Origin of the sequence: Actinoplanes sp. NPDC051513, from assembly GCF_044454685.1 — a bacterium.
Lineage (GTDB): Bacteria > Actinomycetota > Actinomycetes > Mycobacteriales > Micromonosporaceae > Actinoplanes.
The window spans coordinates 36,874-52,915 of record NZ_JBITDW010000032.1 but is presented as its reverse complement, the minus strand read 5'-3'; the positions used below and the strand labels follow the sequence as shown (position 1 = coordinate 52,915).

Below are 16,042 nucleotides of genomic sequence, written 5' to 3'. Positions count from 1 at the left end.
CGCTCCGTCATGCCGCCGTCCCCAGTCCCGTGACTCCCGCGTCGATGCCTTCGGTGAGGGCCCCGTCCGGCCAGCGCAGCTGGACCCCCTGGCCGGCGACGAGTTCGCCGCAGGCGGCGGTGACCGCGGGTCCGGCCTCGGTGCCGGCCAGCTCGCCCGCGGTGACCATGGCGAAGCCCGGGAAGCAGGTCAGCCAGTCCCCGGCGGTCGCGGCCGGCGGAAGGGGCACGCTCGCCACGTCGAGCACCGCCCCGCAGCCGCTGGCCTCGGCGAGCATGCCGAGCGTCCCGGCGATCCCGGCCATGGACACGTCCTTGGCGGCCGCGGGCCGCGCCTTCGCCACGAACGACAGCATGGCGCGCAGTTCGGACGGCGTGCGGTGGCTGGTGGAGTCCCACTGCCGGCCCTGGTAGCCGGGCCGCCAGCGCCCGCCGAGGTCCGCCGTGAGCCGCACCCGCAGCCCGGGCCGCCCGCCACCACCCAGCACCGGCCGGGCCGTGCGGCCCAGCGCCGTCGCGGACAGGGCCGCGGGCACGCCGAGCTGGGTATGCCCGCCGAGGACCGGCACGCCGTAGGCCCGCGCGGCCCGGCGCAATCCGCCGAGGATCCGCGCGGCCAGGGCCGCATCCCGGGCGCCGACGGCGTTCAGCAGGCCGACGGGCGTCGCGCCCATCGCGGCCAGATCATTCACGTTCACCAGTACGGCGCACCAGCCGGCCCAGTCCGGGTCGCGCTCCACCATGGACGGCAGGATCGCGTCGCACGCGGCGATCAGGTCCGAGCCGGGCACCGGAGCGCCGTCGTCGCCGACGAACCCCGGGCCGCCCGGCGCCAGATCGCGCAGCAGGGCACCGAGCGGATTCTTGGTGGCGGCGGCCAACGCGGACAACCGCTCGATCGGCCAGCGCATCAGCGTGTGCGGCCGCCGGGCCACGGTGACCGGGCGCACGCTGCGCCAGCCGAGCCGTCGGAACAACCGCTCGTGCCTGGTCTGCACTGTCGCGTCGAACCGCAACGCACCCGCGTTCTCGGCATAGGCGCAGGCCGCGCGTACCAGAGCAGGTCCGATGGCCCCGGCCCCGCGGACCGCGGGGTCGACGACCAGCCGGCCACCCACCCACCAGCCGATGTCCGGCCCGCTGGAGGCCGGGCCGACCCGCACGCCGCCGAGCAGTTCGCCGCGCGCCGACCTGGCGACCAGCACGACCGTGCGGGCGTCGTCGTCCCGGTCGTCGAGGTCGGAGCCGTCGAACAGGCCCTGCTCGTCGACGAAGACCCGCTCGCGTAACCGGTGATAGCCGGCCAGGTCCTCGGTCCGCTCGACGATGACGTGCGGCCCGAGCAGAGTGGGCACCAGATCGGTCATGCTGTGCCCTCCTGAGGCAGGCCCGTCCGGCCCTCGCGCGCGAGGCCGTCCGCAGGTGCGGCCGGGTGCCGCTCGGTGCGGGCGGTCATGCGCCTGCCGCCTGCAGCACGCCACACGCTCCGCAGGCCGCGCAGCCCGCCTTCTGGCCGGTGCTGAGCATCCCGGCGTCCTTGAGCAGCGCGGCGACCCGCACGGTGACGTCGCGGACCAGCGCCGGCGCCGGTCCCGGCACCCCGTCGCGGCGGGCGAGCGTCCCGGCCGTCGGCCGGAACGGCACCACGAAGGGATAGACCCCGCGCTCGATCAGCCGGGCCGCGCCGGCGACGAGCTCGTCCGGATCCTCCCCGAGGCCGACCAGGAGATACGTGGACACCTGGTTGCGGCCGAAGACGCGCACGGCATGGTCCCAGGCGGCCTCGTACTCGGCCATCGGGACCGCGCCCTTGCCCGGCATCCACCGGCGGCGTACCTCGTCGTCGAGCGACTCGACGTGGATGCCGATCGACGCCGCACCCGCCTCGTGCAGCTCGTCGATGACCGACAGGTCGCCGGGCGGCTCGATCTGTACCTGGATGGGCAGGCCCGGCACAGCGTCGAGCACGGCCCGCACCGACCGGACCAGGTTGCGGGCGCCACGATCCGGGCCGGTGGTGGTGCCGGTGGTCATGACCATGTGTTTCACGCCGTCGAGCCGCACCGCCGCCGCGGCCACCTCGGCCAGCTGCGCCGGCGTCTTGGCCGCGATCGTGGAACCCTCGCGCAGCGACTCCTCGATCGTGCAGAACCGGCAGCGCTGCTTCTGCGCGTACCGGATGCAGGTCTGCACCACGGTCGTGGCCAGCACGTCCTTGCCGTGCAGCCGGGCGATCTGCTCGTAGCGCACCCCGTCGCCCGTGACGAGGTCGTAGAACCTGGGCCGGCGGACGACCTCGAGTGAGAGCCCGGTGTCGACGTCGCCCCGCCAGAGCCGCTCACCGCGTACCTGGTAGGGGCTGTCGGGGTTGATCGGCAGGGCGGCGTTGGCACCGTCGATGACCAGGTGGCCGTCGTCGCTGGGCCCGGCGCCGGCCGGGCGCCGCACGGGCGCCTCGACCCGCACACCCTGCACGGCTATGTCAGTTCGGATGCCAACGCTCATCGTCGCCACCTCAGAACATGTACGTCGAGTTGATGATCGCGCCCTTGCGCGCGTAGTGGATCAGCGCGTCCTGCACGTCGAGCGGATGCGTCGGGATGACGCCCTCGATCAGGTCCTCCTCGCGGGCGCCGTGCAGCGACAGCCCGAACCGGCAGCAGTAGACCTTGCCGCCCTCGGCCATGAACGTCTTCAGCGAGTTGTTGATGTTGTGCTCGCCCGGGAAGGCCGACGCGCCGGTGGTGGGGAAGCCCCGGGTGGCCAGGCAGTTCAGCGAGCCGGGGCCGTAGAAGTAGATCGCCGACTCGAAGCCCTTGCGCAGTGCCCGGGTGGCCTGCAGGACGGCGACGAAGCTGACCGACGACTCGTGCGCGATGCCATGCACGAGGGTGAAGTAGCTCTGCCCCTCCTCGGCCTTGTAGTCGGGGAAGACCTTGGTGCCGCCGTAGATGCTCGATCCCTCCGCCAGGGCCGGGTGGGGGATCTCGGTCAGGCTCTTCTGCTCGAGGTCGGTCAGGTCCGTCATGGTTGCTTCTCCTTCAGGCGTAGAGCTTGTCGAACGTGGTCTCGAAAACAGCTTCGGACAGTTCGCCGCCCCCGACGGCGGCCTGCAGCCGGGCCAGCTCGCCGGCGTGGTCGCCCCACGGCTCGTCGCTGGCGAACAGCACCCGGTCGTGACCGAGGCCCCGGCGGTCGATCTCGGCCACGAGCCAGCGCGGGGCGAACCCGATGGCCCAGGAGAGATCGGTGTAAATCTGCTTGCCTGCCGCCACCCAGTCGAAGAACCGGGTGCCGATCAGCTTGATGTGGCCGCTCATCCCACCGCCGAAGTGCACGAGGTGCACCTTCACGTCGTCGGCGTACCGGTCGACCAGCCGGCCGACCTTGTCGATGTCGGAGGCGGCACCGGGCGAGGTGTGCACGTGGACGACCAGATCGTGGGCCCGGGCCGCGGCGAAGATCGGCTCCAGGCCGGGGTCGTCCACGCTCCCTCCGAGCAGGAAGCTCAGCTTCAGCGCCCGGACGCCGTCCTCGCCGGCCAGCGCGAGCGCGGCCGCGGTCCGTTCCCGGTCGCGTTCCTGCGCCGAGACCCAGAGCCCGCAGCGGATCCGGTCGTCGCGCTGGGCCGCCTCGACGACGAGTTCGTTGAAGCCGAAGGCGACGTCCGGGTCGGGCACGCCGTAGTTCGGCAGGATCAGGGCGCGTGCGGTTCCCTCGGCGTCGAGGTCGGCGATCAGCTCGTCGATGGTGGCGCGGGCGGTGGTGTCCGGGCTGACCGGCGGCCCACCGTAGAACGGGTATGCGGGAAGCACGCCGAGGTGCCGGTGCGCATCGTTCAAGGTCCTTTTCATGCGGCGGCCCGCGGGGTGAACCAGTCCAGATCCGGGTACGTCTCGGTCGGCGTGCCGGCGAGCCAGCTGACGCCCTCGGTGATCCGCTCCCGGCGGGCCGCGGTGATCCGCTCGATCAGGTAACCCGCGTCCTGGGCCACCCCCGCGAACCGGCCCGAGCCCCACGTGTACTGCCACGGCAGCCCGAGGAAATAGAGGCCAGGGCAACTGGTGACGCCGCGGTCGTGGGTCGGGTAGCCGCGCCCGTCGAAGACCGGCACCTCGACCCAGCGGTGGTCGCGGTGGAACCCGGTGCCCCAGACGACCGCCGTGATGCCCTCGGCGGCCATGTCGTTCGTCGTCGCGCGGCCGGCGGGTTCCCACACCGGCACGTAGCGGTCCTCGGCCGGCGCCCGGATGCCCACCGCGGCGATGTAGCCGTCGATCGCGTCCTTGATGCCCTCGGCCACCGCGTCGGCGTTGTCCAGATTGGCTTTCAGGTCACCGCCGAAGGTCACCGCCGAGCCGTCCACACTGGTCAGCCGCCCGTACAGGCGCATCCCCTCGGCCGCGAAGGCCCGCAGGTCGATGTCGCGGCCGCCGTCACGGCCGGTCATGTAGTGGTTGGCGCGCAGCCGCACCTCATCCGCGTCGCCGAACTCGTCGATGCCCTTCGCGTAGTGGCCCATCTCGTCCAGCCACGCCAGCGTGTCGCGGCCCCGATACCTGCGGGCGGCACGCGGCGCGCTGCCCACGGCGAGGTGCACGCGTCTGCCGGCCAGGTGCAGGTCCTCGGCAATCTGGCAGCCGGACTGGCCGGTGCCCACCACCAGCACGGCACCCGCCGGCAGCTGCTCCGGGTTACGGTACTGCGACGAATGGACCTGCACGACGTCGCCGGGCAGCCGCTCGGCGATCCGTGGCACGGCCGGGTTGTGGTAGGGCCCGGTCGCGACCACCACCTGGTCCGCGGTGCAGGTCCCCGCCGTCGTGACCAGTTCGAAAACCCCCTTGGAAGTACGCCGTAGGCGGTTCACGGCGACGCCCTCGACCAGCGGCGGGTCGAAGCTGGCGGCGTACTTCTCCAGGTAGCCCACGATGTCCGCGCCGATCATGAACCCGTCCGGGTCGCCGCCCGCATACCCGAAGCCGGGCAACCGGCATTGCCAGTTCGGGGTGACCAGGCAGAACGAGTCCCACCGGCGGTCGCGCCACTCGTGGCCGACCCGCTCCCGCTCGATGACGACGTGGTCGACGCCGCGCTGCCGCAGGTGCCAGCTCATCGACAAGCCGGCCTGCCCGCCACCGACCACCGCGACCGCCCGGTGCGTGTTGTCGAGATTCACGCTTCGATCCCTTCTATCGTGACGTCCCCGTCGCGATGAACGGCGGCGAACTCCGCGATCTCCGCCATCGACCGGGCCGCCCGGTTGCAGGGAAAGCCGTAGGCCGCCTCGACCCGATCACTGGCGATCGTCAGGGCCTCGTGGCTACGTCTGACGAAGTCCGCGATCGGAAGCTTCTGCCCGGCCCTGAAGTAGTCCTCGACGACAGTCGAGGGCGAGTAGATCCGTTGCTCCGGCCCGCCGGGCCAGCGCACCAACAAGTACCGTTCCGGCATGGTGGCACCACGTCCGACCAGGAGAATCACGCTGTTAGTGAGAGCCAGTCAAGGCAGCTGCGATTTCGGCGAGGTTTCATCCGGAACAGGTGGGCGTTAGAAAGACCGCACAACGGCTCGGCGTGTCTGCGGCGTTTCGGGCATGCTGCGGCAGCCCCGACTCGGTGTTTCGAAACCGCGTCCCCCCACCGTGACCGCCGGCCTCGCCAGGGGCCAACTCACGGATACGTACGTAATCTGGCTCTCTGGGCGGCTCCGCGTCGGGTGCCCGCTGGACGGGTAGCGCTGTGGAGCATTTCCCAGCGCGGTTGATCTTCCTGGCCGTACGATCCGGCGATGTCACCACGCGTCCGCGCGCTGCTCGCACCACCGTTCGTGGTTCTGGCCTTCGCGCTGTCGCTCGGCGTGGCTTTGTGGCTGCAGCCTTTCACCTGGCAGGTCGAGCCTGCCCTTGCTGGGCTCACGGTTTACGGGCTCTTCGCTGCGGCGAGCGTGGCCGTTCCCGCGGGGGCGTACGCCCTGATCGCCGAGGCGTACCGCCGCCGGCCGGTCGCTTGGGACAGCGACGCGGATGCGCACCGGTTCAGCGTGCCGTCGTCTCCGCGGCAAGCAGTAGCGATGATCATCTGGGGGTGGGTGGTTGCCCGGCTCGTTCCTGTTGAGCGCGTGCCGAATCAGGATCGGGCGCGAATCGCGCAACTCGGCTTGCTGACGACGGTCCTTCTCCTCATCGTGGTGGTGCTGTTGGTCGACGCCGTGCTGCGGTCGATGATGAACAGGCCGGGCATCGCACTGAGTCCGGATGGGCTGAGCCTGCACCGTCGTGCCCGCCGGGACGAGATCCGGTGGGACGAGCTGCTGCCCGGCGGCCCGCCGCGACCGGCGAAACGAAACCCGGCCACCATCAAACTGCGCCGCTCCCCGACCGCGCAGGATCGGCCGCCGGGCGGCTGTCGCTGCCGGCCAGTGGACTGCACATCGATTCGGCATTCCTGGCGTACACGATCCGCTGGTACCTCGAGCACCCGGACCGGCGCCCCCGGATCGGCGACGATGGGGAGCTGAAGGAACTCCAGCGCGGATTCGCCACCGAAGGCGCAGCATCGCCATGAATTAAGCGGGCCGACGCCATCACACGGCCCGCGGGGCGCTCGCCCAACGCGCGCATCTGCCGATGTCAGTGCATTTGACCATGGCCGAGTGAGCGGTCGGCACGCATATTTGAAGTGTATTCGTCCTGCTCGCGCATTCAGCACATGTCATTTAATGATTTGTTTGAATCAGCCTTTGAGTCATTGGTTGTGCCGCAAGGCGTGCAGGGTTTCCCGTGCCGCTGCCTCGAGTTGATCGGCCGCGGCTTCCAAAGCAAGGGTGTGGTCGGCGGCTGTTCCGCTTGTTCTCAGCCGGGTAGCGAGGTCGCGCATCAGGCGGACCTGTATGTCGGCGAACGCCGCCGACGCCCTTGCCTGCAGGAAAATCGTACTTTTTTGCTCGGTGACCCTCACGCCCTCACGGTAGGCCGCGTCCGCCGCCAGCATCGGACTTTTCATCGATGGCCACTGAATCTGTCGAAATAGGGACACTGGGCCGACCGGTGCCCACATAGTGAGAGCTAGGGCGTAGAAGCCCGCCAGATTTAAGACTCTGATCTTTCTTTCGAAAGAGGACCATCATGGCTGCAATGACCCTTACTGCCGGTGCTGGGGTCGGAGCTGGGGCCCGACGGCCCTCATTCGCCGATCTGAGCGTCAGCGTGAAGGTTCTCGCCGCGGTCGGAACCGCGGCGCTGGTCGCGTTGATCGTCGGAATCCTCGGACTGATGTCGTTACGCGACGCCAGCAACTCCGCCGCGCTGATCTCCAACAGCACGGTCCCCAGTATCAAAGCGGTCGGGCATCTGAGAGCGATCGTGTTGCAGGCCCGCGTGGACTCCGCGAACCAGGCACTGTCGGTGGATGCCGCATCTACCAACAAGTTCGCTGATTCATTCACCACCGATCTTCAAGACTTCACCGCCGCGATGGCCGACTACCGGGCCACCAACCCGGCGTCGGACCCGGCCGTGATCGACCAGTTGCAGACCGACTGGGACGCCTACGCCGACGTCGCGACGAGCAAGCTGCTGCCGGCCGGCGACCGCAGTGCGCTGGTCGAGTGGGCGAAGATCCGCGACACCGAGGTGCTGCCGATCCTGACGCGCCTGTTCGATGGACTTGCCACCATGGACCGTTCGGAAACCGCGGACGCGGACCAAAAGGCCGCGGCGGCGAAGTCCGGCTACGAATCCAGCCGGACCACCTCCATCATCACGCTGACCGTGGGCCTGATCGTGGCCCTGGCAGTCGGTGTCTTCGTTGCCCGCAAGATAGTGCAGTCGCTGACGAAGGTCACCTACGTGTGTGACGGGCTCGCCGACGGCGACCTGACCCGCAGCACCGGCCTGGACACACGCGACGAGCCGGGCCGGATGGCTCGGGCACTGGACACCGCGCTGACCCGGCTGCGGCAGACGATCACGACGATCGAGGGGTCCGCCACCTCGTTGGCCGGTGCCTCCGAGCAGATGAGCAGCACCGCCGCGAACATCGCCGCCTCCGCGGAAGAAACCTCGACCCAGGCGCTGGCCGTGTCCGCCGCCGCCGAACAGGTCTCCCGCAGTGTCGAAACGGTGTCCTCCGGTAGCGAAGAGATGGGCGCCTCGATCCGGGAGATCTCGCAGAACGCCGCCGAGGCCGCCCGGGTCGCCTCGGAGGCGGTCACCATCACCGCCAACACATCAGCCACCATGAACAAACTTGGTGACTCCTCCGCCGAGATCGGCAACGTCATCAAGACGATCACCGCGATCGCCGAGCAGACCAACCTGCTCGCCCTCAACGCCACCATCGAGGCCGCCCGGGCCGGCGAACTGGGTAAGGGATTCGCCGTGGTCGCTTCCGAGGTCAAGGACCTCGCTCAGGAAACCGCCCGGGCCACCGAGGACATCTCCCGCCGGGTGCAGGCGATCCAGGCCGACACCAGCGGCGCGGTCGTCGCGATCGACGAGATCTCGGTCGTGATCGGACGGATCAGCGAGTTCCAGACCACCATCGCCTCGGCCGTGGAGGAACAGACCGCCACCACCGCGGAGATGAATCGCAGCGTCAGCGAGGCCGCCGGCGGTAGCGGCGAGATCGCACAAAACATCACCGGCGTCGCCGAAGCCGCCCGGATGACCAGCCAAGGCGTCACCGAAACCCAGCAGGCCACGGCCGAACTCGCCCGCATGTCCACCGAACTCAGCGGTCTGGTTGCCACCTTCCGCATCTAACCGCCGCAACCCACGCCTGCCATACCCCCGCCCATACCGCCCCAACAGCGCGGCAAACCTGAGCGCAGGGAATGACCAGACGAAAGTCGAGCGCGCCACTGGAAGATCTGAGCTATCAGCTCAGCTCATCGCCCGGCGGATCACATACTGTCAAGGTCGCTGCCGAGGCATCTGGCGAGCTGGCGGCCCGGCGAGAATCTCTTTCCCTCTGTAGAAACGCACCTCGGTGCACACTCATTTGCCGCGGACAATGCGCGGAGCAGTCCTTCGCCCGCTCGTGCTGCCGCCGCCTGGCTTCACGGCCGGCGGGGGGGTTCTCGGTACGCTTGAGCTATGACTGCCGGGTCGGCCGCGGGCCGTGCACAGATCGGGTGCCCGGCCGCTGCTTGATCACCGCCCGGGCCAGGAGCCCGCCCAGCCGTTCGAGCGCGGCGGCGTTGGCCACCCGTGTCCGGGCGAGCACCGGTAGCTGATCAGCGGCACGCCGCGGGCCAGCGCCTCCATGCTGGTCAGGCCGCCGGCGTTCTGCACCACGACGTCGGCGGCGTGCAGCAGCGAGGGCATGTCGTCGACCCCAGCCCAGCGTGATCACCTTGCCCGTGGCACTGAATACGCCCCGGTCAGGGCACGAGTCGGTAGCCGGCGCCGCGCACGGTCTCGATCGACGCCTTGCCGAACGGATGGTCGATCTTCTTGCGCAGGTAGCCGATGTAGACCTCGACGATGTTCGGATCGCCGGAAAAATGGGCGTCCCAGACGTTCTCCAGGATCGCTCGCTTGGTCACCGCCTGCCCCCTGCTGGCGCATCAGGAACTCCAGCATTGCGAACTCGCGCGGCGTTATCGCGATCGGCTCCTCGCCCCGCCACACCCGCCGCTCCCCCGGATCAAGCGACAGGTCACCGGCTTTCAGCACGGCCGGCCGCTCCGGGGCGCCGCGCCGGATCAGCGCCCGCATCCGCGCGATCAGCACCACGAACGAGAACGGCTTGGTCAGGTAGTCGTCGGCGCCGAGATCGAACGCGTCGGCCTGGTCGTACTCACCGTCCTGGCCGGGCAGACCGCGATCTCCACACTCCCGCCGGCCGCCGGCGTACGCGTCAAGGAACAACGGCACCTGCCCGACGCCCACGACGAGCCGTTCTGGATCGTCGCCCAGGGCGTGACCACCCCCACCGGCGACCGGATCGTGCTCGTCGCGCAGTCGCTGGACCTCGTCGACGACGGCACCGACGCGGTGCTCGTGGCCGTGCTGCTCGGCCTGCCGCTGCTGGCGCTGGTCGTCGGCTGCGCCACGTTCCTGTTCGTCGGCCGCACCCTGCGCCCGGTCGAGGCGATGCGCCGACAGGCCGCGTCAATTACCTCCCGCAACCTGCACCAACGGCTGCCGGTACCGACCACCGGTCGGCGGCGTCACGACGCTCGGCTATCTCCTCGGCCAGGTCGCGTTCGTCCGCGACCACATCGAGCTCATCCTGATCGGCATCGTCGCCCTTTCGGTCGTCCCGATCGCCATGGAGCTACTGCGTGCCCGCTCCCGCCCCCGTGTCGCCGGCACCGTGCCCACGCGGGTGGGGGATACTCTGGTCGCGGAGGTCAGCGACGGTGACGAAGGACAATCGGCGGCCGCCGGGAACCCTGGAGGCCGAGGTCATGGGCGCGCTGTGGGCTACTGAGGCCCCGATGACGGCGGCCGAGGTGCATCGGGCGCTGGGCGGCGACCTGGCCTACAACACCGTGCAGACGGTCCTCTTCCGCCTGCACGACAAGAAGGCCGTCGAGCGCCATCGAGCCGGCCGCGGACACGCCTATTGGCCGGCCCGCGACGCCATCGCGGCCGCGGCCTTCCGGATGCGAGAGGCTCTGACGGATCGGGCTGACCGTCAGGCCGTGCTCCAGTTGTTCGCGGCCTCTCTCGACGAGACCGACGCCGCGTTGCTGCGGCACTATCTGACCAGAACCCCGCCGCAGCGTCAGCCATGACCATCAGCATCTACCTCCCGTTGCTGCTGACGCTCCCTCTCGCCGCGCCACGGATCGCGGCGCGCGGCGCGCCGGGATCGGCCGCGTCGACACTCGCGGTGACCGCGGCCCTCGCGGCTCTCGCGTCCACCTGGTCGCTGGTCATGCTGGCCCTGACCATGTTCGACGATGTCCCGCCGCTGTCGGCGCTCGACGATCATCCGACGCTGGAGTTGCCCGAGCCGGTGCCGGGCCCGGTCGCGCTGATCGCCGGCCTGCTGCTGATCGGCGGCGGCGTGCGACTGTTCATCGACGTGCGGCGGCGGGTCGTGACCAACCGGCGGCTGCGTGCCATCGGCGATCCGCGTCACGACATGGTCGTCGCCGACTGGGCCAAGCCGATGGCGTTGGCCGTTCCGGGCCGGGTCCGCGAGGAGGGTCATCTCCTGGTCACCACTGGCATTCTCCGGTTGCTGGATCCCGCCGAACGCAAGGTCGTCTTCGCCCACGAGCGGGCGCACCTGGCCCATCGGCATCACCGCCTCACCGCCACTGCCGCCACGGCAGCAGCGGTGAATCCGCTCCTTGTCCCGGTACGCCGGGCGGTCGAGTTCCTGGTCGAGCGCTGGGCCGACGAGGTGGCCGCGGCCGATGTCGGCAGCCGGGATCTGACCGCCCGCACGGTGGCCCGCGCCGCGCTCGCGGCGTCCGATTCTGGATGGAACGGTGTGCTCGGCATCGACGGTGGCGTCGTCGTCCGGCGGGTGCGGGCACTGAGCCAGCCCACGCCCGCCCCACTGAGGCGTCGCCTCGCCGGCCCGGTACTGGTCGCCGCGGCGATCCTGGCCGTTGGCGCGACGGCCACGCAGTCCTTCCTCGATCTCGCCCGGGTGTGGCTCTGACTACCGCCAGATGCCAGGCAACCCGCCGCGGCTCCGCGCCGCGCCGATGAGCGGCAGCCCGTACATCGTCTGCAAGGTGCGCAGCAGGTCGTAGTGATCCAGCCGGCTCGCGTACTGGCCCGGGCGCACACCGGCGCCGGCCACGATGGTCGCAATGCGGTTGCCGCCGGTCCGGTTGTCCTCGTCGAAGGTGAGCACGAACAGACTGTTGTGCGTCTTCGCCCACGCGAGGTACGGGGTGAACTGCTGCCGGAGCCAGGCATCGCTCTGCGCCTTGGGACAGTCGTGCATGTCGTGGCAGAGGTTCGGGATGACGAAGGACACGGTGGGAAGCCGGCGGTAGTCCCGGGGAAAGGCGCTGTACGGCTGATTCACCGCGGCCGGCAGGTTGCTGAAGTTGACCCACGGGCTGTGCCGCCGCACGTAACCGCGGTAGGAGCAGCCCTTCCATCCGGCGCGCGGCAGATCCTCGGAATACCCGGCGAACGTGCGGCCCGCGTCGATCAGCTGCCGGCCCAGGTTTCCCCGGGCACCCAGATCATGCGGGCAGCCGTTGTCGGTGACTCCCTGTTCCGACCCGGCGAATAGCGCGAGGTAGTTCGGCTGGCTGGGATGCGTCTCGGCGTAGAACTGCGTCATGTTCGCCGAACTGCCGGCCAGTGCCGTGATCCAGGGCGTCTTCGGGTGCCCGACGACGGCGTCGTACCGCTTGTTCTCGAGCATCACGATCACCACGTGATCGGCTTTCGGAACCGCGACCGGCGCCGCCTGCGCCGCGGTTGCGGGAACGATGGCCCCGACGAGGACGCCGGCCATCGCCGCCCATCCGACCTTGCTCATACGTGTCTCCCTTCACACCGATTCCTACAAGTTGTAGGAGTTGGTGTGCGCATCCGGCGGGAGACGCGCGGTCAGCGCGGCTCGGAACCACTCGTTCGAGCCCGTCGGCGCCCACGGAGCAACTCGACGCCGATCGGGATCAGCGACACGATCACGATGCCGATCAGGATGAGCTCGATGTTCGAGCGCACGAAGCCCACCTGGCCGAGGAAGTAGCCGAGGATCGTCACGCCGCAGCCCCACAGGGTGCCGCCGATCGCGTTGTAGATCAGGAAGGTCCGGTAGTGCATGTGGCTCGCCCCGGCCACGATCGGGGTGAAGGTCCGCACGATCGGCACGAAGCGGGCGAGCACGATCGACCGGGCGCCGTACCGCGCGAAGAAGTCTCGAGCCCGGGCGAGGTTCTCCTGCTTGAAGAAGCGGGAGTCGGGCCGCCGGAACACGGCCGGCCCGAAGCGGCGGCCGAACAGATAGCCGAACTGGTCGCCGGCGATCGCCGCGATCGACACCAGCAGGCACATCAGCCACAGCGGCTGATGCAGGTAGGTGCCGTCGGCAACCAGGAGTCCCGTGTTGAACAGCAGCGAGTCGCCGGGCAGGAAGAAGCCGATCAGCAGGCCCGACTCGGCGAACACAATCGCCAGGATCCCGATCAGTCCGAATGTCGAGATCAGCCATTGCGGGTCGAGGAAGGACGGACCCAGCGCTGACGTCATCGAATTGCATCCCTCTCGATCGGCTTCTCAGCGTCGGCCTTGCCCGGCCTCGACCGGATTAAACCTACACGCTGTAGGAGTCGAGTCCGGCTTGACAAACTCCTACACGTCGTAGGAGTTTGGCGGAGTCAGGTAAGCCTAACTAACCCAGGAGCACCACGTGGGCGGCGCCTTCTTCGCCAGCTACCTCATCGGACTACGCGACGGCCTGGAGGCGGCGCTGGTCGTCTCGATTCTCGTCACCGTGCTGGCCCGCTCGAAGAGACGGGACGGGCTGCCGCCGCTCTGGGCCGGCGTGGGCGTGGCAGTGGTGTGCGCCGCGGCGCTCGGGGTCGTGCTCACCTATGTGGCCACTTCGCTGCTGTCCGGCGTCCGCCTGGAACTGTTCGAGGCGATCAGCTCCCTGGTCGCCGTGTCGATGGTCACCTGGATGATCTTCTGGATGCGCCGTAGCGCCCGGACCATCAAGGGCGAGATGACCGGCAAGCTCACCGTCGCGCTCGGGCTGGGCAAGGCGGCCGTTGCCGCGCTCGCGTTCGTGGCGGTGATCCGTGAGGGCGTCGAGATGGTGCTGCTGGTGTTCGCCGCCGCACAGGCCGCCAGCGAGACCGTCGCGCCGCTGCTCGGCATGATCGCCGGTGTCGCGTCCGCAGTGCTGCTCGGCTGGCTGATGTACGCGGCGGTCGCCCGGGTCAACCTGGGCCGCCTGTTCACCTGGACCGGCGCCCTGCTGGTGCTGGTGGCCGCCGGGATCATCAAGTACGCCGTGCACGGGTTCCAGGTCGCAGGTTTCCTGCCCGGCTCCACCACCGTCGCCTACGACCTGTCCCACACCATCGAGCCCACCTCGTGGTACGGCACCCTGCTCGCCGCCACGATCAATGTCACCCCGTCGGCGACCGCTCTCGAGGTGACGGCCTGGCTCGCGTACGCAATCGTGGTGCTCTTCTTGTTCTTCCGTCCCGCGCCGAAGAAGGTTCCCGCCGCCGCCTAGCGGGCGACGACCGCGGCCACCTTTGCTGATCGGCTCGGCCACGGCGTTGATCACGTCTGAGAGCTCCTTCAGGTCCGCCTTGGACAGCTCGCTGTGCAGGCGGTATCCGTCGCCGGCCCGATGCTTGCCCAGAGCCGCGTCGACGTCGGCGAATCCGGTGTCGATCTACTTGACGAGTTCGGGGGCGCGCTCCTGCAACACCGGCCGGAGCGCGGCGATCGCCGCCTTCGAGCCTTCGATGTTGGCGGCGAAGTCCCACAGGTCGGTGTGCGAGTAGCGGTCCTCCTCGCCGGTGATCTTTCCGGTGGCGACCTCGTCGAGCAATGACTTGGCGCCGTCGGCGAGGTTCAGCGGGGAGAGTTTGGCCGCAGTCGCCTTGGTGGCGATCGCATCGACGTCGGTCGTCAGCTGGTCGGCGATCGAGCCGGATTTGGTGATGTCGCCGATCGCCCAGAGGTCCTTCTCCAGACGGTGGAAGCCGGTGAACTGAGCGCCGGGCTCGACCGCGTCCTCGCGGCCGTCGATCTTCGGGTCGAGGTCGCCGAAAATCGTGGCGACCGGTTCGATGCGCTCCCAGTAGGTGCGGGCCACCGGGCGGTCGCGGCGGCCAGCGCGGCGTCCGTGGTCAGCGGCGCCGACGAGCCGCTGACACGGAACGCCGTCCGGATCCCGGTCCCGGCCATTCCTGGTTTGCAGGCGATCTGGTACGCGCCGACGCCGAGCTCCACGTGCAACTCGCGGGTGACGCCGGGAAGGATGTTCTCCACCTCACCCATGACCCGGTCGCCCTCGGCGTAGACGTAGAACTCGGTGATCTTGGAGCCCTCGTTGACGACCGAGAAGACCGAGGTGCCCGCCTGGGCCTCCGCGGTGGTGGCGGTGCAGCCGGTGTCGTTCGCGTGCACCGTGATCGAGCCGATCCCATCGGCCGCCTTTTGCGGAGAGTGGGAACAGGCGGCCAGCCCAGCGAGGGCAGTCAGGGCGAGCAGCCGGGATTCACGCATGGAGGTCCACTCCTCGAGCTAAGGATTACCTAACTCGCTGAATCTCCTACAACTTGTAGGTGCAAGTCAAGCCGCGCCTCGAGATGCCTCGGTACGCCGCACCAGCCCTACGGCGACCAGCTCGATGGTGACCGTGACGGCGATGGCCTCGACCGCCAGCAGGGCAACCAGGACCAGCAGTTGCGTCGCGCCGGCCTGAGCCGCCGATCCGCCGCCGAGCAGCACACCGACGAACGCTCCTGGCAGGGTGACCAGACCCACCGTGCGCGTCTGGTCGAGGGCGGGGACGAGCGCCTGACCGGCGGTAGGACGGCACACCTCCAGCACGGCGTCGCGGGGCATGAACCCGAGGGCCAGCGCGGCTTCGTACTCGCCGAAACGGTTGCGCAGCTCGTCCAGAGCGCGCCGGCCGGCAAGAGACGTCGCGGTCATGGCGCCTCCGATCAGGATGCCGGCGATCGGCAGCACCGCCACCTCCGATCTCGGCACGGTCCCCGCCACCACGATCAAACCTCCGACCGGCATGGCTCCGGCGGCGATCGGCACGATGGTGAACCGGACGAGGCCCCAGCCGCCGATCCGGCGGGCCGAGGTCGCGGCGGCGACGATCACCATCAACGTGATGAACGCGGCGGTCGCCCACCAGGACCGCAGCACCGCCGCGATCAGCAGCGAGACCGCCGCCAGTTGGACGACAGCGCGGACCGACGCCGACACGACCGCCCGGCTCACGCCGAGGCGCCCGATCAGCGCGGCGGTCACGGCCAGCAACGTCAGAGCGACCAGCACGACGAGCAGAATCGGGCCGATCGAAATCGCCGCCGAAGACAACCTCGACCACCTCTGCCCTGTGAGCCGCGCT

16 protein-coding genes and 3 pseudogenes are annotated in these 16,042 nt (G+C 69.5%); 5 read left to right on the top strand and 14 right to left on the bottom strand.

Annotated features, from left to right (window positions below; translation table 11 throughout):
* Positions 1 to 7 precede the first annotated feature (7 nt).
* The 6 genes from ACIA5D_RS46385 to ACIA5D_RS46360 form a co-directional block, all read right to left on the bottom strand.
* Positions 8 to 1,366 (bottom strand): MSMEG_0567/sll0787 family protein, encoded by a 1,359-nt coding sequence (locus tag ACIA5D_RS46385; RefSeq protein WP_396037084.1) that lies wholly within the window; start codon positions 1,364 to 1,366, stop codon positions 8 to 10.
* An 85-nt stretch (positions 1,367 to 1,451) separates the two neighbouring features.
* A complete protein-coding gene (locus ACIA5D_RS46380) occupies positions 1,452 to 2,504 on the bottom strand; it encodes an MSMEG_0568 family radical SAM protein (RefSeq protein ID WP_396037083.1) in 1,053 nt (350 codons plus the stop codon).
* Between the two features lie 10 nt (positions 2,505 to 2,514).
* Complete coding sequence (locus ACIA5D_RS46375; RefSeq protein ID WP_396037082.1) at positions 2,515 to 3,027, bottom strand: MSMEG_0572/Sll0783 family nitrogen starvation response protein; 513 nt, start codon at positions 3,025 to 3,027, stop codon at positions 2,515 to 2,517.
* Positions 3,028 to 3,040: 13 nt separating this feature from the next.
* Entirely contained in the window at positions 3,041 to 3,853 is an 813-nt protein-coding gene (locus ACIA5D_RS46370) for an amidohydrolase family protein (protein ID WP_396037081.1), read from the bottom strand.
* Positions 3,850 to 5,178 carry an MSMEG_0569 family flavin-dependent oxidoreductase gene (locus ACIA5D_RS46365; RefSeq protein WP_396037080.1) on the bottom strand — a complete coding sequence of 443 codons (1,329 nt, stop codon included), beginning with the start codon at positions 5,176 to 5,178 and terminating at the stop codon, positions 3,850 to 3,852. The genes ACIA5D_RS46370 and ACIA5D_RS46365 overlap by 4 nt, the downstream gene beginning before the upstream one ends.
* A complete protein-coding gene (locus ACIA5D_RS46360; protein WP_396037079.1) occupies positions 5,175 to 5,483 on the bottom strand; it encodes an MSMEG_0570 family nitrogen starvation response protein in 309 nt (102 codons plus the stop codon). Before ACIA5D_RS46360 ends, ACIA5D_RS46365 begins: the two co-directional genes overlap by 4 nt.
* A gap of 345 nt (positions 5,484 to 5,828) precedes the next feature.
* Between ACIA5D_RS46360 and ACIA5D_RS46355 the strand changes: the two genes are divergently transcribed.
* A complete protein-coding gene (locus tag ACIA5D_RS46355) occupies positions 5,829 to 6,518 on the top strand; it encodes a hypothetical protein (protein WP_396037078.1) in 690 nt (229 codons plus the stop codon).
* Positions 6,519 to 6,745: 227 nt separating this feature from the next.
* Here ACIA5D_RS46355 and ACIA5D_RS46350 read toward each other — a convergent pair whose 3' ends face one another.
* Positions 6,746 to 6,958, bottom strand: coding sequence for a hypothetical protein (locus ACIA5D_RS46350; protein ID WP_396037077.1), 213 nt, complete (start codon positions 6,956 to 6,958; stop codon positions 6,746 to 6,748).
* Positions 6,959 to 7,125: 167 nt separating this feature from the next.
* Here ACIA5D_RS46350 and ACIA5D_RS46345 point away from each other — a divergent pair, with 167 nt between their 5' ends.
* Positions 7,126 to 8,763, top strand: coding sequence for a methyl-accepting chemotaxis protein (locus ACIA5D_RS46345; RefSeq protein ID WP_396037076.1), 1,638 nt, complete (start codon positions 7,126 to 7,128; stop codon positions 8,761 to 8,763).
* Positions 8,764 to 9,207: 444 nt separating this feature from the next.
* On the opposite strand, the pseudogene ACIA5D_RS46340 reads toward ACIA5D_RS46345, so the two are convergent.
* Both ACIA5D_RS46340 and ACIA5D_RS46335 read right to left on the bottom strand, forming a co-directional pair.
* Positions 9,208 to 9,336 (bottom strand): annotated as a pseudogene (locus ACIA5D_RS46340) (glycosyltransferase); the annotation flags it as partial.
* Positions 9,337 to 9,383: 47 nt separating this feature from the next.
* Positions 9,384 to 9,822, bottom strand: a pseudogene (locus tag ACIA5D_RS46335) (response regulator transcription factor); the annotation flags it as partial.
* A gap of 545 nt (positions 9,823 to 10,367) precedes the next feature.
* Between ACIA5D_RS46335 and ACIA5D_RS46330 the strand changes: the two are divergent.
* Complete coding sequence (locus ACIA5D_RS46330) at positions 10,368 to 10,745, top strand: BlaI/MecI/CopY family transcriptional regulator (protein WP_396037075.1); 378 nt, start codon at positions 10,368 to 10,370, stop codon at positions 10,743 to 10,745.
* Positions 10,742 to 11,626: a M56 family metallopeptidase gene (locus ACIA5D_RS46325; RefSeq protein ID WP_396037074.1), complete on the top strand. Its 885-nt coding sequence runs from the start codon at positions 10,742 to 10,744 to the stop codon at positions 11,624 to 11,626. The genes ACIA5D_RS46330 and ACIA5D_RS46325 overlap by 4 nt, the downstream gene beginning before the upstream one ends.
* Here ACIA5D_RS46325 and ACIA5D_RS46320 read toward each other — a convergent pair whose 3' ends face one another.
* A complete protein-coding gene (locus tag ACIA5D_RS46320) occupies positions 11,627 to 12,466 on the bottom strand; it encodes an alkaline phosphatase family protein (RefSeq protein ID WP_396037073.1) in 840 nt (279 codons plus the stop codon). It abuts the gene before it with no gap.
* 71 nt (positions 12,467 to 12,537) lie between these two features.
* Positions 12,538 to 13,182, bottom strand: coding sequence for a DedA family protein (locus ACIA5D_RS46315; protein ID WP_396037072.1), 645 nt, complete (start codon positions 13,180 to 13,182; stop codon positions 12,538 to 12,540).
* Positions 13,183 to 13,342: 160 nt separating this feature from the next.
* Here ACIA5D_RS46315 and efeU point away from each other — a divergent pair, with 160 nt between their 5' ends.
* Entirely contained in the window at positions 13,343 to 14,176 is an 834-nt protein-coding gene (efeU, locus tag ACIA5D_RS46310; protein ID WP_396037071.1) for an iron uptake transporter permease EfeU, read from the top strand.
* 165 nt (positions 14,177 to 14,341) lie between these two features.
* Here efeU and ACIA5D_RS46305 read toward each other — a convergent pair whose 3' ends face one another.
* The 3 genes and pseudogenes from ACIA5D_RS46305 to ACIA5D_RS46295 form a co-directional block, all read right to left on the bottom strand.
* On the bottom strand, positions 14,342 to 14,767 hold the full coding sequence (locus ACIA5D_RS46305; protein WP_396037070.1) for an imelysin family protein: 426 nt from the start codon (positions 14,765 to 14,767) through the stop codon (positions 14,342 to 14,344).
* Positions 14,768 to 14,913: 146 nt separating this feature from the next.
* A pseudogene (locus ACIA5D_RS46300) lies at positions 14,914 to 15,180 on the bottom strand (peptidase M75); the annotation flags it as partial.
* A 66-nt stretch (positions 15,181 to 15,246) separates the two neighbouring features.
* Positions 15,247 to 15,969, bottom strand: a complete 723-nt coding sequence (locus ACIA5D_RS46295; protein WP_396037069.1) for an ABC transporter permease — start codon at positions 15,967 to 15,969, stop codon at positions 15,247 to 15,249.
* Between the last annotated feature and the right edge of the window lie 73 nt (positions 15,970 to 16,042).